We start from the raw sequence: 14,078 nt of genomic DNA, 5'->3' as shown, positions 1-14,078 counted from the left end.
GGCCGGTGGCCTGCCCGGTTTGGGATCGAGCATGATCAGGGGGCCGTACGCTGGCCGGCAACTCGGGCAGGCTGTGATCCTGCCCGGAATTTGAACGAGTGGCCCCCTGGTCTTGCTCGACGCGGGACCCGAACCGGGGAGGTGGCTAAAGCCGTGGAGCCGACCGCCCCAGCCACAGAGGTGTCTCCTCACTTCATGCCCGCAGACGCCGAGCGCGCCGCCGGGCGCGGCCAGCCGGGGCGAAGACAGGAGGCAGGCCGCGCCGCAGAGGCGGCGCGCGCCCGCGCCGTGCGCGGGCCTTGATGAAGTAGAGAAAGTCTTATCCCGCTGTGATGAGTTGCTTGCCGTCGTGGCTCCGCACGTGAGGGCCGTTGCCGTCCAGGGCGTCCAGGAGACGGACCGCGTAGACCTCGGCCATGCGCTCGCTGACCTCGTCGGGAGTGAGCCAGGAGACGGCTGTCGACTCGCTTGATGTGCGCTCGGTGCCGCCGGAGGGCTTGCAGCGGAAGACCAGCGCGACGATGCCTCGGGTCGTGTTCTTGTAGACGCCGGTGAGTTGGTCCACCTCGACGTGGATGCCTGTCTCTTCCCAGACCTCGCGGGCAACGCCGGCTTCCGGTGTCTCGTTGAGTTCGAGGATGCCGCCGGGGAGCTCCCAGGCGCCGTTGTCGGCTCGGCGGATAGCCAGGAGGCGGCCGTCCTCGCGCACCACTACTCCGGCGACGGACACGGAGTGCAGGGGAGCGGGTGTCGCTTCCTGTGATTGACTCATGTAGAGGAGCATAGGAGGCAGGGAAGGACTATGGGAACTGCGGCGGGAGGGGCCGGTACCGGTCCTCGGTATGTGCAGATCGCTGATGACCTCGTGCAGCAGATCCGGGCGGGAGTTCTCAAGGCCGGCGACATGGTGCCGAGCGAATCCGAGCTGGTGGACCGCTACGGCGTCTCCGGCGGGACGATCCGTAAGGCCATGGTCGAGGTGCGGGCCAGTGGGCTCGTCGAGACCCGGCACGGTAAGGGCTCGATCGTGAAGAACCGGCCCCCCGTACGGCACCGCTCCTCCGATCGCTTCCGGCGCTCGCTCCGGCAAGGTGGCCAGGCCGCCTACCTCGCGGAGTCCGCACAGTCCGGCGCCACCGCGAAGGTCAGCGTCCTCTACATCGGTCCTATGGACGCGCCCGAGGGTGCCGCTGAGCGGCTGGGCATTCCCGCCGGTACGCAGGTGTTGGCCCGTCGGCGCCTCTACTTCCGCAACGGCACCCCGGTGGAAACCGCCTCGTCGTACCTGCCCTGGGACGTGGTGAAGGAGATCCCCGAGCTGTTCGCCGAGAACCCCGGGGGCGGTGGCATCTACGCCCGACTCGAAGACCACGGGCATGAGTTCGCGGAGTTCGTCGAGACGCTGCAAGCGCGCCCGGCCTCGAAGTCGGAGGCGTCGGAACTGGCGCTCAGCCCTGGCGCGCCCGTGGTTCACCTGATCCGGGAGGCCCGTACGACCGAGGGTCGCGTGGTCGAGGTGTGCGACACGCTCATGGCCGCTGACCAGTTCGTTTTCGAGTACCGAATCCCTGCCGGCGACTGACGCCCGTTCAACTCCCCGCAGCCCGTCGCGAGTTCTTCTTCGCGGCGGGTTGACTCATGTACAGGAGTGATGCACTCTTCTTCATGTCACTCATGTGCATGAGTGGCGAAGTTCAGCATCTATAGAGGAGTGATCTGCTGTGCGTCAGATTCCTGTCGACACCTCCAGCGCGGTCGTGATGGTCGCCAAGACTCCGCAGGTCAAGGTGCGTGACCGTCGTACCGGTGAGATCGCCACCGACATGGAGACCGGTGCTCAGCTCATGACCGTGGACGTGATGTTCGCGGCGAACGAGGAGGTGGAGATCCTGTCCGTCACCGTTCCGGAGCCCGGGATCAGCGGTGAGCTGTCCATGGGTACGCCGGTCGCGCTCACCGGCCTGGTCGCCCGTCCGTGGGAGAACGACTTCAACGGCCAGCGGCGGCACGGCATCGCGTTCCGCGCGGTCGCGGTCACCTCGCTCGCCGACGTCGCCGCCGCCACAGGGTCGAAGGCGGCCTGATCATGACTGCCTTCACGGTCGCTCTGGTGCTGGTCGTCGCCGCTGCGGGTCTCCTGCGGTGGCGGCGGCCCGCCTGGTACTGGCTGGCCTTCGGGGTCACCCTGGCCGCGCTGCGGGTCTTGGTCCGGTACCGCTCGGTCATGGACGCGTGCGGGTTGACCGTTCCGCCGGCGCGGTGGCGGTTATCTCTGGCTCGGGCCACCAACCGGCCGATACCTGAGCCCCGCCCACCGCGTATCCGGCGACTGCGGCCGACTCGCACCGGCCTGGTCCTCCGACTCAAGCTCCGTCCCGGCCAGGACGTCTTCGACATCGCCGCGGCCTCCGACCGGCTTCGGCACTCGTTCTCGATGTTCGGCGTGACCTCGCGTGAGGTGCGGTCCGGGGTCGTCGAGGTGCGAATGACCGGATACGACGTGCTCAAGCGGGTGCAGATGCCTGCTGAGACGGAGACCCGGGCGATGCGGGTACCGGTCGCCCTTCGGGAGGACGGGTCGGTGCACTACCGCGACTACCGCGCGATACCTCACGCCCTCACCCTCGGCGCCACGGAGTCCGGCAAGTCGGTCTACCAACGCAACCTGGTCGCCGGCCTTGCTTCTCTGGACGTTGCCCTCGTCGGCATCGACTGCAAGCAAGGGGTCGAACTCTTCCCGCTGGCGCGCCGGTTCTCAGCGCTGGCCGACAGCCCGGACACCGCTGCCGAACTCCTCGATGCACTCGTGGCGCGGATGGCGGACGTCTACCGCCTCATCCGTACCCAGCAGCGCATCACCGTCGATGTGCCGGACGCGGAGATCGCCGCCGACATCTGGGACTTGCCTGATGAGCTCCGCCCGACCCCGGTCGTCGTCTTGGTCGACGAGGTGGCCGAACTCGCCCTGTACGCATCAAAGGAGGAGGAGAGACGGCGGGACCGTATCATCACCGCCCTGGTCCGTCTCGCGCAGCTCGGCCGCGCCGCCGGTATCTACCTCGAAATCTGCGGACAGCGCTTCGGCTCCGAACTCGGCAAGGGCATCACCATGCTCCGCGCCCAACTCACCGGCCGCACTGCCCACCGTCTCAACGACGAGACCTCCGCCAACATGGCCTTCGGCGACATCGCCCCGGACGCGGTCCTCGCCGCCATCCAGATTCCCGCCGAACTGCGAGGCCTCGCCATCGCGGGAGATGCGTCCGGCGGCTGGCACCGCATCCGCGCTCCGCACACCTCGCTCCGCCAGGCCGTGAACCTCTGCAACCGGTACGCCGACAGGACCCCGGACCTGCCAGAGCTGGCCTCTTTCCGGCCCACCACCGGCACCGCCACCGAGCTTGTGCCATCGGCGAAGGCCTCTCCGTCCACCGCCTGATCTCTCCCCCCCCGGTAGGCGTGACCGTCTTCGCGCCGAGTCCCTACCACTGCCATGCCCAGAGAAGGGAGAACCGCCATGTGCCCCGACTGCGAGGACTTCGCCCGGACCGTGCTTCTGCTCGGCCAACTCGCTCTGTACGCCGACATGGCCGGCGCCGACCTCGACTTCGTGGACGTCGTCAGCCCGTCCCTCGCCGTGTCGCTGCCGGAGCCGCCGCCGGGCACATTCCCGGACGACTCCGACCCCGCTGAGGACTCCTGATGGGCGCCCGGCACGGTCTCCGGATCGACGCGGTGTTGATCCAGGCGGTCATCGCCGGAGCTCTGTCCTTCGCCCACCTGCACGACCTCGCCGCCGCGGCCGGACAGGACGGCTGGAAGGCGTGGGCCTACCCGGTGAGCGTCGACCTGCTCCTTGTCGCCGCCTGGCGTCGGCTGCGCAGCGAGGGTCCGTCTCGGTTGGCCTGGTGCTGGTTCCTGGTCGCTCTGTTCGCCTCGCTCGGCGCCAACGTCGCCACCGCCGGGTTCCTCGACCTGGCCGACCCGCCGGCCCCGCTCCGGCTCGGCATCGCCGGATGGCCCGCACTCGCCTTCCTCGGCGGCACTCTCCTCGCCCACTCGTCGGGGAAGCCGGAGCCAGCTCCGCCAGCCGCCGCCACGGAGACGAAGAACGCCGGGCCGGCGCGTGTGCCTGACGCCGCCCCGATCCCATCCCAGGCCGACGAACCCCCTGCGACAACAGCCCCGTCCTCGCCCCCGTCCCCGGAGCCGCTCGTTCCCGCCGTGCTGATCGACCACGCCCGCAAGGTCGCCGACGAGTACCGCACCCGTACCGGATCACCGATCGACACCGACACCCTCCGCTCCCGCCTCGGCGTTCCGCCCCACCTCGCCGACGCCATCGCCGCCCGCCTCAGCTGACCGCAAAGGAGAACTGAGATGACCCACGATCCCGCCGACCTGACCATGGCCGACTACCTCGACGGAGCGCGTGAGATGGCCGCAGCAGGACGCCCCTTCCTCGCCCACCTGCTCACCGAGGAAGCCGCCCGGCGCGTCGACGACCTGGCCACCGCCCGCAGCATCCGCGCCCAGTACACCGACCCGACGACCGACAGGGGATGACCGGCATGCCCGCCCGCGACAGCTTCCACTCCGTGATGCGTATCGGCCCCGTGCAGATCGGCACCCACCGCGACCGCACCGGCCGCACCGCCCACGCCGCCGTCTGCACTGCCGACCGCTGCGGCTGGTCCGCCGACTACTCCAGCCGGACCGCCGCCCAACTCGCCGCCCGTACCCACCGCTGCACCGTCCGTTAGGAGACAGCGTCCATGGACGTCCCCCTCTGGATCGCCCTGCTGGTCGTCGGCTACCTCGGCATCAAGCTCTTCCGTCCGCCGGTGTGGCTGATCTGCGTGCTCCTCCTCGGCGGCTACCTCCTCGCCGACAGCCTCTTCGCGTCCGTCATCGACACCGCCGTCAAGTAACCCGCGCCCGGGAGAGGAGAACCACTCATGTTCCAGCCCAAGATCCCGACCATGCCGCAGCCCTCGGGCCTGGTCACCCCGCCCGCCGTCGTCCAGCCGACCACCATCACGCCGGGCACGCCTGCCCCGGCACCCGCCGCCGCCCCTGAGCCGTCCCGTCCGGTCGTACAGCTGACCCCCGGCACCGCGGTCGCGCTCGTCGGCGCCGGTACCGCCGTCGTCCTGGTCGTCGGCACCGTCCTGGTCTCGCTGCTCCTGGCGGTCGCCGTCACCAGCGCATCGGTCGCCGTCTGCGCGGTCGTCGTGCGCTCCCTGATCGCGTCCAACGCCAAACGCCGCTGACTGGCCCCCGGGCGGCCTCGATACCGCCAAGCATCCGCCGCCCGGGAGCCGTGCCCACCGATCGATCTCGCAACCGGAAGGAACCCCCAGCATGGCCCACCGGCCCTCACCCTCGAAACAGAAGCGGTCCATGCCCGCCCCACAGCTCGACCCGACCGTCCTCGGGGACGTCCTCCGGGTGGCCTCGGCCTCCGACTACACCCGCTGGGAGGACCAGATCCGCCGCACAGGCGGCTGTGCCGACCCCGTCCATCTGAGCGGCTGGGTAACCCACAAGGACAAGACCACCGGCGAGACCCTGCACCGCTACTCGACCGCGTACGAGCCGGGCGGACGCCTCCGCATCGCCTGCGGCAACCGCCGCGCCTCCCGCTGCCCTTCCTGCGCCTGGACCTACGCGGGCGACACCTACCACCTGATCCGCGCCGGCCTCGCCGGAGACGACCGCCGCGACATCACCGCCGCCGTCCGCGACCACCCGCGCGTATTCGCCACCCTCACCGCACCCTCGTTCGGCCCTGTCCACAACCGCCCCGACCGGGGCACCTGCCGGTGCGGCACGGCGCACGCCTCGGACTCGGGGGACCTGGGCTCCGCCCTTGACCCGGAGACCTACGACTACGCGGGCGCCGTGCTCTTCAACAACCACGCCGGGGAGCTCTGGCAGCGCTTCACAACCCGACTCCGCCGCGAACTCGCCATCCAAGCGGGCATCCCACGCCGTGAGCTGGGCGACCACCTCCGCGTCTCCTTCGGCAAGGTCGCCGAATTCCAGAAGCGCGGAGCCCTCCACTTCCATGCCGTCGTACGTCTCGACGGCCCGGAGGGACCTTGTACTCCGCCGCCCTCTTGGGCCACGGTCGCTCTCCTCACTGACACGATCCGCGCCGCAGCCGCGCACTCGTACACGTCGGTCTCCGTCCCGGCTGCCGGTGAACAGTCGTCCCGGACCTTTCGATGGGGTCGACAGCTCGACGTCCGCCCGGTCAAGGCCTTCGGCGACGGGTCAGATGTCACCGAACAGGCAGTTGCCTCGTACGTGGCCAAGTACGCCACCAAAGCCGCCGAGAACACCGGCACCCTGGACCGCCGTATCGGTGAGCTCGCCGAACTCGACCGCCACCGCGTCCCCGATCACACCCGCCGACTCATCACCGCATGCCGTGAGCTCGACAGCCTCTATCCGGACCGACGTCTCTGGGCCTGGGCCCACATGCTCGGCTTCCGCGGCCACTTCTCGTCCAAGTCCCGCACCTACTCGACGACCCTGGGTGCCCTCCGCCAGGAACGCGCCGACTACCGCGCTTGACAGGAGGCGACCGTCCTCGGCCTGGCCGACCGTGAACCGGACACGGTCCTCGTCCTGACGGACTGGCAGTACGTCGGCCACGGGCACACCCCCGGCGAAGGAGCTCTGGCCGCCACCATCGCCCGTGACCTCCAGACCAACCGCGAGACCGCCCGCGACGCACTGAAGGGGCGCACTACCGACGAGGGGAAGTGGTGACCGTGGCGGACCGGCTGCTCACCGTGAATCAGGTCGCCGAACGCCTCGGCACCGGTCTCCGCTTCCCTCGCCGGCTCATCGAGGAACGCCGCATCACGTTCGTCAAGGTCGGCCGACACGTCCGCATCCCCGAGAGTGCCGTGGAGGAGTACGTCAGTGCCCATACGGTGGCGCCGATCGTCCTGCGGCCCGCCTCGGCGTACTCGTACCGGAGGGCTGCCTGATGGCCGCCAAGCGAAAGTCCCGACGCGCCTTCGGCCGGATCCGGAAGCTGCCGTCCGGCCGGTTCCAGGCTCGCTATCCGGGGCCTGACGGCGTGCTGCGTGCCGCTGATCAGACGTTCGCGACAACGACGGACGCCGATCGCTGGCTGGCACGGAAGCGCATCGAGATGGAGGAGGGCCGCTGGCTCGACCCCGCCGAGGGACGAACCACCGTCCGCGACTGGTCGGCACGATGGCTTACCGCGGTCTCCCCGCAGCTCAAGCGCAAGACACAGGCGTCGTACCGATCCCTGATTAACTCGCTGATCGTTCCGGCGCTCGGTGATCGTGAGCTTTCCAGCCTCCGGCCTATCACCATCGTCGAATGGGTCGGTGCGATGAAGACCCGTGGTCTCAGCGCCTCGCGGATCAGGCAGGCCTACCGGGTGCTCTCGCAGATCATGCGGGCGGCCGTCGACAACGAGATGATCGGGCAGACCCCGTGCAGGGGTGTGAAGCTGCCTCGAATGCCGCAGACCGAGCCGCACATCCTCACCCCGCTGGAAGCCTCACGGATCGTGCGGAGCGCGACGAAGCCGCATGATCTGCTGATCTCCTTGCTCGCCTACGCGGGTCTGCGGGTCGGGGAGGCGTTCGCGTTGCGGCGAGCGGACATCGATGTGTCCGGCGGCCTGGTCCTCGTCGACGAGAACCTGGCCGAAGCGAACGGCACCCTGGTCTTCGATACTCCCAAGTCCCATCAGAAGCGGGTCCTGCGGATCGGGCCGTCACTCGCGGCGCGGATCGGCCGGCACCTGGAGACGCTGCCCGGCGGGGAGGACGCTCTCCTCTTCGTCACGCCCGGCGGCAAGCCTCTGCGCTACAACCAGTGGCGCAAGGCGTACTTCGATCCCGCCGTGGCGGCTGCCGGGCTCAACGACGTCACGCCGCACGATCTCCGCGCCTCGCACGGGACGTGGGTCGCCGACCGGTACGGCGTCATGACCGCTGCCCATCGGCTCGGACACTCGAACGCGAGCGTCACTACCCGGCACTATGCCCGGCCGGTCGCCGGTCGAGACGATCAGGTTGCCGAAGCGGCTGACACGTGGCTCGAAGGGCAGGAAGAGGATGGGCCGAACAAGGAGCACAAGCCTCTGTGAGGCCCTGTAAATCCTGTCGCCCCTGGCCGAGAACATGGCCAGGGGCGACGCGCTGTACGGCGTCCGAATGTCGCTCTACTGCTCGGTGGTGCGGTTCTCACCGTCAATCTCGTAGATCCGCCCCTGAAGCTGTTCACCGGCCCAGTCCAGCTCGACGCTCAGGTCGAACCAGTGCCGGTCCTTGCGTACTCCGGGCGGTGAGAGGTTGACCGCCGCCCAGGAGAACACTCCCAGCAGGACGGAACGCCCGTGCTGCGTCGTACGCACGGACAACGCAAACGGCGCGGCGAGTGCCGCGCGGGTGACCAACATGACCTGGTCGTTTTCGGAAGGCTGACGCCCGGCCGTCAGAAACCGTGGTGTTTCAAGGATCTTGACCCACTCGACCACTGCGTCAGCCACCTGGGCCCGCAAGGACTCTTCGATGCCCTTCCTGACGGCGGCCGCGGGGTTATCGCCTAGCCAGCCAAGCCAGTGATCAGGCTCGGTGAGCTTGCTGAAGTCGTCTTGCGGCGCCCCGTGGCGGGGATTCTCCTGGTACTCACCTGTCAGTTTGCCGCTGCTGTCCACCAGCCAAGCGCCACGGATCGCCTCCGGGGGCACGTAGCCGTTCGGGTCGTCGATATACGCCGGGTCGATCTCGGCGACGCTGCCACCGGGGTTCTCAGCAGCCGCAGCCAGTAGTGCTGGTTCCTTCGGTATGCCCTTACGTTGGCTGCGCCAGCCAAAACGCACCACGTCCCCACCCCTGTCATCGCCCGTTTAGTTGTCCGCGATTCTGCCTCACCGGTCAGGATGGGCTGAGGGCATTTGAGACGGTGACAGGGGGCTTTCCCAGGGGCACGTAGCGGGCACGGTAAGCGCGGCGGAGGCTGCGGCGAGACGGTTTTCTGCGCCTGACCTGCACGGAAGCTGGTACGCCACCTGACCCCCGAAAGGTCTTGAAAACCGTCGTCGCAGCGATGTGACCGTGGGTTCAAATCCCACACCCACCGCAGGTGAACGGCCCCTGACCAGTACGTATGGTCGGGGGCCTTTGCCATGCCCGTTCCCCGCCGGGCACCGCTGTTCCCCCTGGTTTCCCGCTCTTTCGGGCACGCAAGGGGCCGGCCTGCAGGACCTGATCCGCAGTTGACGTGCTCCCCCCACCGCCCGTCAGTCGGTGATGCCCAGGTCCTCGCGCATGATGCGGTGCATGGCGGTGAGTCTGGGTTCCGTCGCCTTCAGGGTGAGGAGCACCTGGTCCGGCGTCTCGGTGTCGGCCGCCAGGCCGCGGTCGATGCGCTTGATGGCGGCGTCCGTCGCGGCGAGGACGGTGTTGAGGTCGTGGGAGGCGGAGATCACCGTCATGGGGATGATCATCTGGGCTTCGGCGTACCGGTCGCGGTAGTCGCGTCGGCCCGCCTCGAGCTGTGCCCGGTCCTCGTCCGTGTAGACGCCGTCGCGCAGGCGGTGGAGAGCGTCCTTGAGGAGTGTGTGGAAGTGACGGGACGCCCGGTTCATCGACGTGTAGGCGGCGCGCCGCTCCTCGAAGTGCCGTCGTCTCTTGTCGGCACGGGCCTCCTCGGCTCGCTGTCGCTTCGACACCCAGGTGGCGACCAGCGGCGCGAAGAGCGTCCCGAGCACTCCGGCGACCGCGGTGAGCAGGGCGGCTATGGCTGCACTCATGGCCGCGACGCTACCGCCGAGGCGCCGGGTCCGGCCTCGGGCCCGGCGCAACCGCACCGGCTGCCTGGGAGGTTGCCGCAGGTACCCGGGGAGGCGTGCTAGGCCCGTTCGTTCCCGCGCTCAGGACGGGCCGGGCCGTCGCACGGTCAGGCGGGCGGCCGAGGCGATGGCGGCGCGGGCCTCGTGTTCGGTGAGGCCCGTGCGGACCGCCGCATCGGTGAGGGCGTCCGCGAGGGCGTCGCCGAAGCCGTGTTCGTACGCCCGGCAGGCCGCCCAGAACAGGCGCGTGTTGCGCTGGCCCTCATGGGCGGCGAGTACGAACTGGACCAGGCCCTGGCCCTGCCGGATGGAGGAGGGACGGGCCCGTGTCGCCGGTCGGTGCGGGCGAGTCGGGGGTGTGAGCAGGCGCAGGAGAGCGCGGGGGCAGGGGGCCGGTGAGAGGTGCGCCGTGCCGGTGGCCAGCCGGTATCTGCCGTGGGTGGTGACCGATCCGGGCCCGACGAGGTAGCCGCCGGCTCCGCGGACGTCGATGCCCGGGGCGAGGCGGCCGGCCGAGTTGGGCACCGAGACGTCGGACGGCCCCCTCAGCCAGAGGTGCCGACCCCCGCTCGGGGTGAGCACCGTGACGGTCTCCGGGATGGTGAACAGGTGCTGGAAGGCCAACTGCTGGAGTGCGGCGGCGGAGTTGGTGCCGTACGCGGGATCGACGTCGAGGTCGATGCCGATGAGGCGGTGGGGCGGCCGTCCGCAGGCGATCCCGTAGCCGGTGGCCCGGGGCGCCGCGGCGAAGAGGGCCCGCACGGCGGCCGGATCGGTGGTGGCGTCGTGGACACCGTGTCCGGGCAGCCCGCAGGCTCCCCGGCAGCGGACGGGAGGGTTCTCGTCACGGTGGGGTGAGCGCAGGGCGGGCAGCTTGGTGGCGGACAGGGGGAAGACGGGGAGCCCGCGCTCGGCGGCGGAGAGCGCATGGGACAGGGCCAGGGTGGCGGTCTGCCGGTCGATGATGGCCATGCAACCATTTTCGTACACGCGTTCGAAGAAGGGAAGAGGGAGGGGTGGGGCGCTCCGGGGCGTGTCAGGGGGCTTGCGGGGGTGTGGTGGGTTTACCGGCGTCTTCTCACGCGTGCGGGGGAACGGTGTGGCGTGCGTGGTTCGGCGGGGATGGGGTGGGCAGCTTTGGTCCCGCGACGTCGCACCAGCACGGAGGTGGTCGGCCGACTGCCTCGTGACCGGCCGCACCTCGCCGTACGTTCCGCTTCCTGGAGGAAATTGACATGGCAAGCACCCGTACCGTTCGCGCCCTCGCCGCTGTCGCCGCCCTGCCTCTTGCCGCAGCCCTGTCCGCAGGAGTGGCGGTCGCCGACAACGGTTCGTTCGCGAACGACGGCTCGAACGCGGCGGTGGCGACGATCGGGTCCGGCGGTGTCGGCGGCGACAACTCCGGCAACTCGTCCACGTCCCTGCAGCAGGCTGTCGGCCCTGGAGCGTCGAACCACAGCAACTCCGCGCAGGTGAACGGATCGGCCTTCACGGCGATCGACCAGTCCACGTACATCGTCTCGGTGTACTTCACGCCGCTCTGGTGAGCCGGCCGGCGCCGGCCGGCGCCGGCCGGCGCCGGCCGGCACGGCAGCGCTCCGGTGCTGCCGTGCGGGCCGCCGCCCGGGTGGAGACGGACGTACGCCCTCGGGGTGAGGACCCTGAGGTGGCCGGGCGGCCCCTCCACCTTCAGGAGGTGGGGCCTGCCCCACTCCTACAACCTGAGGCGGACGCCGCTTCGCGACCTGTGGCCGATCCCCTCGCGCGTGCCCGCTCCTAGCGTGGAGCCATGACCACGCCAGTCTGCACCGGCGCCTCCAGGGCGGTCGCTGCCTCCGCCGGACACCGCCGCTACCCGTCGTTCTCCTCGTACGTGCGGGCACGGGGCCCCGTACTGCTGCGCACCGCCCGCTCCCTCACCGCGAACCCGAGTGACGCGGAGGACCTGCTGCAGACCGCGCTCACCAAGACATACGTCGCCTGGGAGCGGATCGAGGATCACCGGGCCCTCGACGGTTATGTCCGCCGTGCCCTGGTGAACACCCGTACCTCGCAGTGGCGCAAGCGCAAGGTCGACGAGTTCGCCTGCGAGGAGCTGCCCGAGAAGGAGGTCGCGCCCGCTCCCGATCCGGCCGAGCACCAGCCGCTGCACGACGCGATGTGGCGTGCCGTGCTCAAGCTCCCGGACCGGCAGCGGGCCATGGTCGTTCTGCGGTACTACGAGGATCTCAGCGAGGCGCAGACGGCCGAGGTCCTCGGCGTGTCCGTCGGTACGGTCAAAAGTGCCGTCTCCCGCGCGCTCCGGAAACTCCGCGAGGACCCGGGGCTCGCCCCGGTCCGCTGAGCCGTGGGCGGCGTGACCGGGGCCGGTTATGCCGGCCGACACCGATTCGTACTCCCGGAAGTAGTGACATACCGCTTGGTATGTGAGCAGAATCAGCGCACCTTTACTGCCGCGTAGCGCCCACCGGGAGGACGCCGTGCTGAGCACGATGCAGGACGTACCGCTGACTGTGACCCGCATCCTGACCCATGGGATGACCATCCACGGGAAGTCGCAGGTGACGACCTGGACCGGCGATCCCGAGCCGCAACGGCGCAGTTTCGCCGAGGTCGGCAGGCGCGCCACGCAACTGGCGCACGCCCTCCGGGACGAGCTGGGCATCGACGGTGATCAGCGTGTCGCGACCCTCATGTGGAACAACGCGGAACACGTCGAGGCCTACCTGGCGATCCCCTCCATGGGCGCCGTGCTCCACACCCTCAACCTCCGGCTCCCCGCCGAGCAGCTGGTCTGGATCGTCAACCACGCCGACGACAAGGTCGTCCTCGTCAACGGCTCGCTGCTGCCGCTGCTCGTTCCGCTCCTCCCTCACCTGCCCTCCGTGGAGCACGTGGTCGTCTCCGGACCGGGTGACCGTTCGGTGCTCGAGGGCGTCGCGCCTCGGGTGCACGAGTACGAGGAACTGCTCGCCGGCCGCCCCACCACGTACGACTGGCCCGAGCTGGACGAACGCCAGGCCGCCGCCATGTGCTACACCTCCGGGACCACGGGGGACCCCAAGGGCGTCGTCTACTCCCACCGCTCCATCTACCTCCACTCCATGCAGGTCAACATGGCCGAGTCGATGGGGCTGACGGACCGGGACACGACGCTCGTGGTCGTCCCCCAGTTCCACGTGAACGCGTGGGGGTTGCCGCACGCGACGTTCATGACCGGCGTCAACATGCTCATGCCCGACCGTTTCCTGCAGCCGGCCCCGCTCGCCGACATGATCGAGCGCGAGAAGCCGACGCACGCCGCCGCCGTCCCCACCATCTGGCAGGGGCTGCTGGCCGAGGTCACCGCCCGTCCGCGCGACCTCACCTCCATGAGTGACGTCACGATCGGCGGCGCCGCCTGTCCGCCCTCCCTGATGGAGGCCTACGACAAGCTGGGCGTCCGTCTCCGCCACGCCTGGGGCATGACGGAGACCTCGCCGCTCGGCACGATGGCCAATCCGCCCGCCGGGCTGACCGATGAGGAGGAGTGGCCCTACCGCATCACCCAGGGCCGCTTCCCGGCCGGGGTCGAGGCGCGTCTGGTCGGCCCCGGCGGCGAGCACCTGCCGTGGGACGGCGAGGCCGCGGGTGAACTGGAGGTCCGCGGGACCTGGATCGCGGGCGCTTACTACGGCGGGGCGGACGGCGAGCACCTGCGGCCCGAGGACAAGTTCAGCGAGGACGGCTGGCTGAAGACCGGCGACGTCGGAGTGATCAGCGCGGACGGCTTCCTCACGCTCACCGACCGGGCGAAGGACGTCATCAAGTCCGGTGGCGAGTGGATCTCCAGCGTGGAGCTGGAGAACGCGATCATGGCGCATCCGGATGTGGCCGAGGCCGCCGTCGTCGCCGTACCCGACGACAAGTGGGGCGAGCGGCCCCTCGCGACCGTCGTCCTCAAGGAGGGCGCGACGGCCGACTACGCGGCGCTGAGGACCTTCCTCGCCCAGTCCGTCGCCAAGTGGCAGCTGCCGGAGCGGTGGACGATCGTCCCGGCGGTGCCGAAGACGAGCGTGGGCAAGTTCGACAAAAAGGTGATTCGCAGGCAGTACGCCGACGGCGAGCTGGACATCACGCGGCTCTGACCGGCCCGGAGCGGCCCCGGGCGGCTCCGGCTGCCGGGGCGTGGCTACGTACGACGAGGGCGGTACGGGAAGATCCGTACCGCCCTCGTCGTACTACG

Annotated in this window: 18 protein-coding genes, 1 tRNA gene and 1 pseudogene; 16 read left to right on the top strand and 4 right to left on the bottom strand. The window is 69.8% G+C overall.

Going from position 1 to position 14,078, the window contains the following annotated elements:
• Positions 1 to 319 precede the first annotated feature (319 nt).
• Complete coding sequence (locus QFZ58_RS18020; protein WP_307125918.1) at positions 320 to 784, bottom strand: NUDIX hydrolase; 465 nt, start codon at positions 782 to 784, stop codon at positions 320 to 322.
• 18 nt (positions 785 to 802) lie between these two features.
• On the opposite strand from QFZ58_RS18020, the gene QFZ58_RS18015 reads away from it, so the two are divergent.
• From QFZ58_RS18015 to QFZ58_RS17960, 12 genes and pseudogenes are all read left to right on the top strand, one after another.
• Positions 803 to 1,582, top strand: coding sequence for a GntR family transcriptional regulator (locus QFZ58_RS18015; protein WP_307125917.1), 780 nt, complete (start codon positions 803 to 805; stop codon positions 1,580 to 1,582).
• A gap of 139 nt (positions 1,583 to 1,721) precedes the next feature.
• Positions 1,722 to 2,084, top strand: coding sequence for a hypothetical protein (locus tag QFZ58_RS18010; protein ID WP_307125916.1), 363 nt, complete (start codon positions 1,722 to 1,724; stop codon positions 2,082 to 2,084).
• Positions 2,085 to 2,086: 2 nt separating this feature from the next.
• Complete coding sequence (locus QFZ58_RS18005; RefSeq protein ID WP_307125915.1) at positions 2,087 to 3,439, top strand: FtsK/SpoIIIE domain-containing protein; 1,353 nt, start codon at positions 2,087 to 2,089, stop codon at positions 3,437 to 3,439.
• 78 nt (positions 3,440 to 3,517) lie between these two features.
• Positions 3,518 to 3,703 carry a hypothetical protein gene (locus QFZ58_RS18000; RefSeq protein ID WP_015577979.1) on the top strand — a complete coding sequence of 62 codons (186 nt, stop codon included), beginning with the start codon at positions 3,518 to 3,520 and terminating at the stop codon, positions 3,701 to 3,703.
• On the top strand, positions 3,703 to 4,362 hold the full coding sequence (locus QFZ58_RS17995) for a DUF2637 domain-containing protein (RefSeq protein ID WP_307125914.1): 660 nt from the start codon (positions 3,703 to 3,705) through the stop codon (positions 4,360 to 4,362). Before QFZ58_RS18000 ends, QFZ58_RS17995 begins: the two co-directional genes overlap by 1 nt.
• Positions 4,363 to 4,380: 18 nt before the next feature.
• Positions 4,381 to 4,566: a hypothetical protein gene (locus QFZ58_RS17990; protein ID WP_307125913.1), complete on the top strand. Its 186-nt coding sequence runs from the start codon at positions 4,381 to 4,383 to the stop codon at positions 4,564 to 4,566.
• A 5-nt stretch (positions 4,567 to 4,571) separates the two neighbouring features.
• Entirely contained in the window at positions 4,572 to 4,763 is a 192-nt protein-coding gene (locus QFZ58_RS17985; RefSeq protein WP_003967784.1) for a mobile element transfer protein, read from the top strand.
• Positions 4,764 to 4,775: 12 nt separating this feature from the next.
• Positions 4,776 to 4,931: a hypothetical protein gene (locus tag QFZ58_RS17980; RefSeq protein WP_010060553.1), complete on the top strand. Its 156-nt coding sequence runs from the start codon at positions 4,776 to 4,778 to the stop codon at positions 4,929 to 4,931.
• Between the two features lie 27 nt (positions 4,932 to 4,958).
• Complete coding sequence (locus QFZ58_RS17975) at positions 4,959 to 5,273, top strand: SpdD-like protein (protein WP_307125912.1); 315 nt, start codon at positions 4,959 to 4,961, stop codon at positions 5,271 to 5,273.
• A gap of 91 nt (positions 5,274 to 5,364) precedes the next feature.
• Positions 5,365 to 6,780, top strand: a pseudogene (gene repSA / locus QFZ58_RS17970) (replication initiator protein RepSA).
• Positions 6,777 to 7,004, top strand: coding sequence for a helix-turn-helix domain-containing protein (locus QFZ58_RS17965; RefSeq protein ID WP_257136054.1), 228 nt, complete (start codon positions 6,777 to 6,779; stop codon positions 7,002 to 7,004). The pseudogene repSA and the gene QFZ58_RS17965 overlap by 4 nt, the downstream one beginning before the upstream one ends.
• Positions 7,004 to 8,146 carry a site-specific integrase gene (locus QFZ58_RS17960; RefSeq protein ID WP_307125911.1) on the top strand — a complete coding sequence of 381 codons (1,143 nt, stop codon included), beginning with the start codon at positions 7,004 to 7,006 and terminating at the stop codon, positions 8,144 to 8,146. Before QFZ58_RS17965 ends, QFZ58_RS17960 begins: the two co-directional genes overlap by 1 nt.
• 75 nt (positions 8,147 to 8,221) lie before the next feature.
• Here the strand turns inward: QFZ58_RS17960 and QFZ58_RS17955 are convergent, their stop codons facing one another.
• A complete protein-coding gene (locus QFZ58_RS17955; protein WP_307125910.1) occupies positions 8,222 to 8,884 on the bottom strand; it encodes a hypothetical protein in 663 nt (220 codons plus the stop codon).
• Positions 8,885 to 9,011: 127 nt separating this feature from the next.
• On the opposite strand from QFZ58_RS17955, the gene QFZ58_RS17950 reads away from it, so the two are divergent.
• Positions 9,012 to 9,143 (top strand) — tRNA-OTHER (locus QFZ58_RS17950).
• A gap of 158 nt (positions 9,144 to 9,301) precedes the next feature.
• Here QFZ58_RS17950 and QFZ58_RS17945 read toward each other — a convergent pair.
• Positions 9,302 to 9,814, bottom strand: a complete 513-nt coding sequence (locus tag QFZ58_RS17945; protein ID WP_307125909.1) for a hypothetical protein — start codon at positions 9,812 to 9,814, stop codon at positions 9,302 to 9,304.
• Positions 9,815 to 9,934: 120 nt separating this feature from the next.
• Positions 9,935 to 10,825: a bifunctional DNA primase/polymerase gene (locus QFZ58_RS17940; protein WP_307125908.1), complete on the bottom strand. Its 891-nt coding sequence runs from the start codon at positions 10,823 to 10,825 to the stop codon at positions 9,935 to 9,937.
• A 263-nt stretch (positions 10,826 to 11,088) separates the two neighbouring features.
• Here QFZ58_RS17940 and QFZ58_RS17935 point away from each other — a divergent pair, with 263 nt between their 5' ends.
• The 3 genes from QFZ58_RS17935 (at position 11,089) to QFZ58_RS17925 (ending at position 13,980) form a co-directional block, all read left to right on the top strand.
• Positions 11,089 to 11,400, top strand: coding sequence for a hypothetical protein (locus QFZ58_RS17935; RefSeq protein WP_307125907.1), 312 nt, complete (start codon positions 11,089 to 11,091; stop codon positions 11,398 to 11,400).
• A 242-nt stretch (positions 11,401 to 11,642) separates the two neighbouring features.
• Entirely contained in the window at positions 11,643 to 12,197 is a 555-nt protein-coding gene (locus tag QFZ58_RS17930; protein ID WP_307125906.1) for a SigE family RNA polymerase sigma factor, read from the top strand.
• A gap of 136 nt (positions 12,198 to 12,333) precedes the next feature.
• Entirely contained in the window at positions 12,334 to 13,980 is a 1,647-nt protein-coding gene (locus QFZ58_RS17925; RefSeq protein WP_307125905.1) for a long-chain fatty acid--CoA ligase, read from the top strand.
• Positions 13,981 to 14,078 lie beyond the last annotated feature (98 nt).

The organism is Streptomyces sp. B1I3, assembly GCF_030816615.1.
GTDB lineage: Bacteria > Actinomycetota > Actinomycetes > Streptomycetales > Streptomycetaceae > Streptomyces.
This window is presented reverse-complemented; position numbering and strand designations above follow the sequence as displayed.

Coding starts and splice junctions, on each gene's coding strand:
- QFZ58_RS17975 (WP_307125912.1), top strand. CDS start 4,959: ATGTTCCAGCCCAAGATCCCGACCATGCCGCAGCCCTCGGGCCTGGTC.
- QFZ58_RS17980 (WP_010060553.1), top strand. CDS start 4,776: ATGGACGTCCCCCTCTGGATCGCCCTGCTGGTCGTCGGCTACCTCGGC.
- QFZ58_RS18020 (WP_307125918.1), bottom strand. CDS start 784: ATGCTCCTCTACATGAGTCAATCACAGGAAGCGACACCCGCTCCCCTG.
- QFZ58_RS18015 (WP_307125917.1), top strand. CDS start 803: ATGGGAACTGCGGCGGGAGGGGCCGGTACCGGTCCTCGGTATGTGCAG.
- QFZ58_RS17945 (WP_307125909.1), bottom strand. CDS start 9,814: ATGAGTGCAGCCATAGCCGCCCTGCTCACCGCGGTCGCCGGAGTGCTC.
- QFZ58_RS17960 (WP_307125911.1), top strand. CDS start 7,004: ATGGCCGCCAAGCGAAAGTCCCGACGCGCCTTCGGCCGGATCCGGAAG.
- QFZ58_RS17935 (WP_307125907.1), top strand. CDS start 11,089: ATGGCAAGCACCCGTACCGTTCGCGCCCTCGCCGCTGTCGCCGCCCTG.
- QFZ58_RS17940 (WP_307125908.1), bottom strand. CDS start 10,825: ATGGCCATCATCGACCGGCAGACCGCCACCCTGGCCCTGTCCCATGCG.
- QFZ58_RS17990 (WP_307125913.1), top strand. CDS start 4,381: ATGACCCACGATCCCGCCGACCTGACCATGGCCGACTACCTCGACGGA.
- QFZ58_RS17985 (WP_003967784.1), top strand. CDS start 4,572: ATGCCCGCCCGCGACAGCTTCCACTCCGTGATGCGTATCGGCCCCGTG.
- QFZ58_RS17995 (WP_307125914.1), top strand. CDS start 3,703: ATGGGCGCCCGGCACGGTCTCCGGATCGACGCGGTGTTGATCCAGGCG.
- QFZ58_RS18005 (WP_307125915.1), top strand. CDS start 2,087: ATGACTGCCTTCACGGTCGCTCTGGTGCTGGTCGTCGCCGCTGCGGGT.
- QFZ58_RS17930 (WP_307125906.1), top strand. CDS start 11,643: ATGACCACGCCAGTCTGCACCGGCGCCTCCAGGGCGGTCGCTGCCTCC.
- QFZ58_RS18000 (WP_015577979.1), top strand. CDS start 3,518: ATGTGCCCCGACTGCGAGGACTTCGCCCGGACCGTGCTTCTGCTCGGC.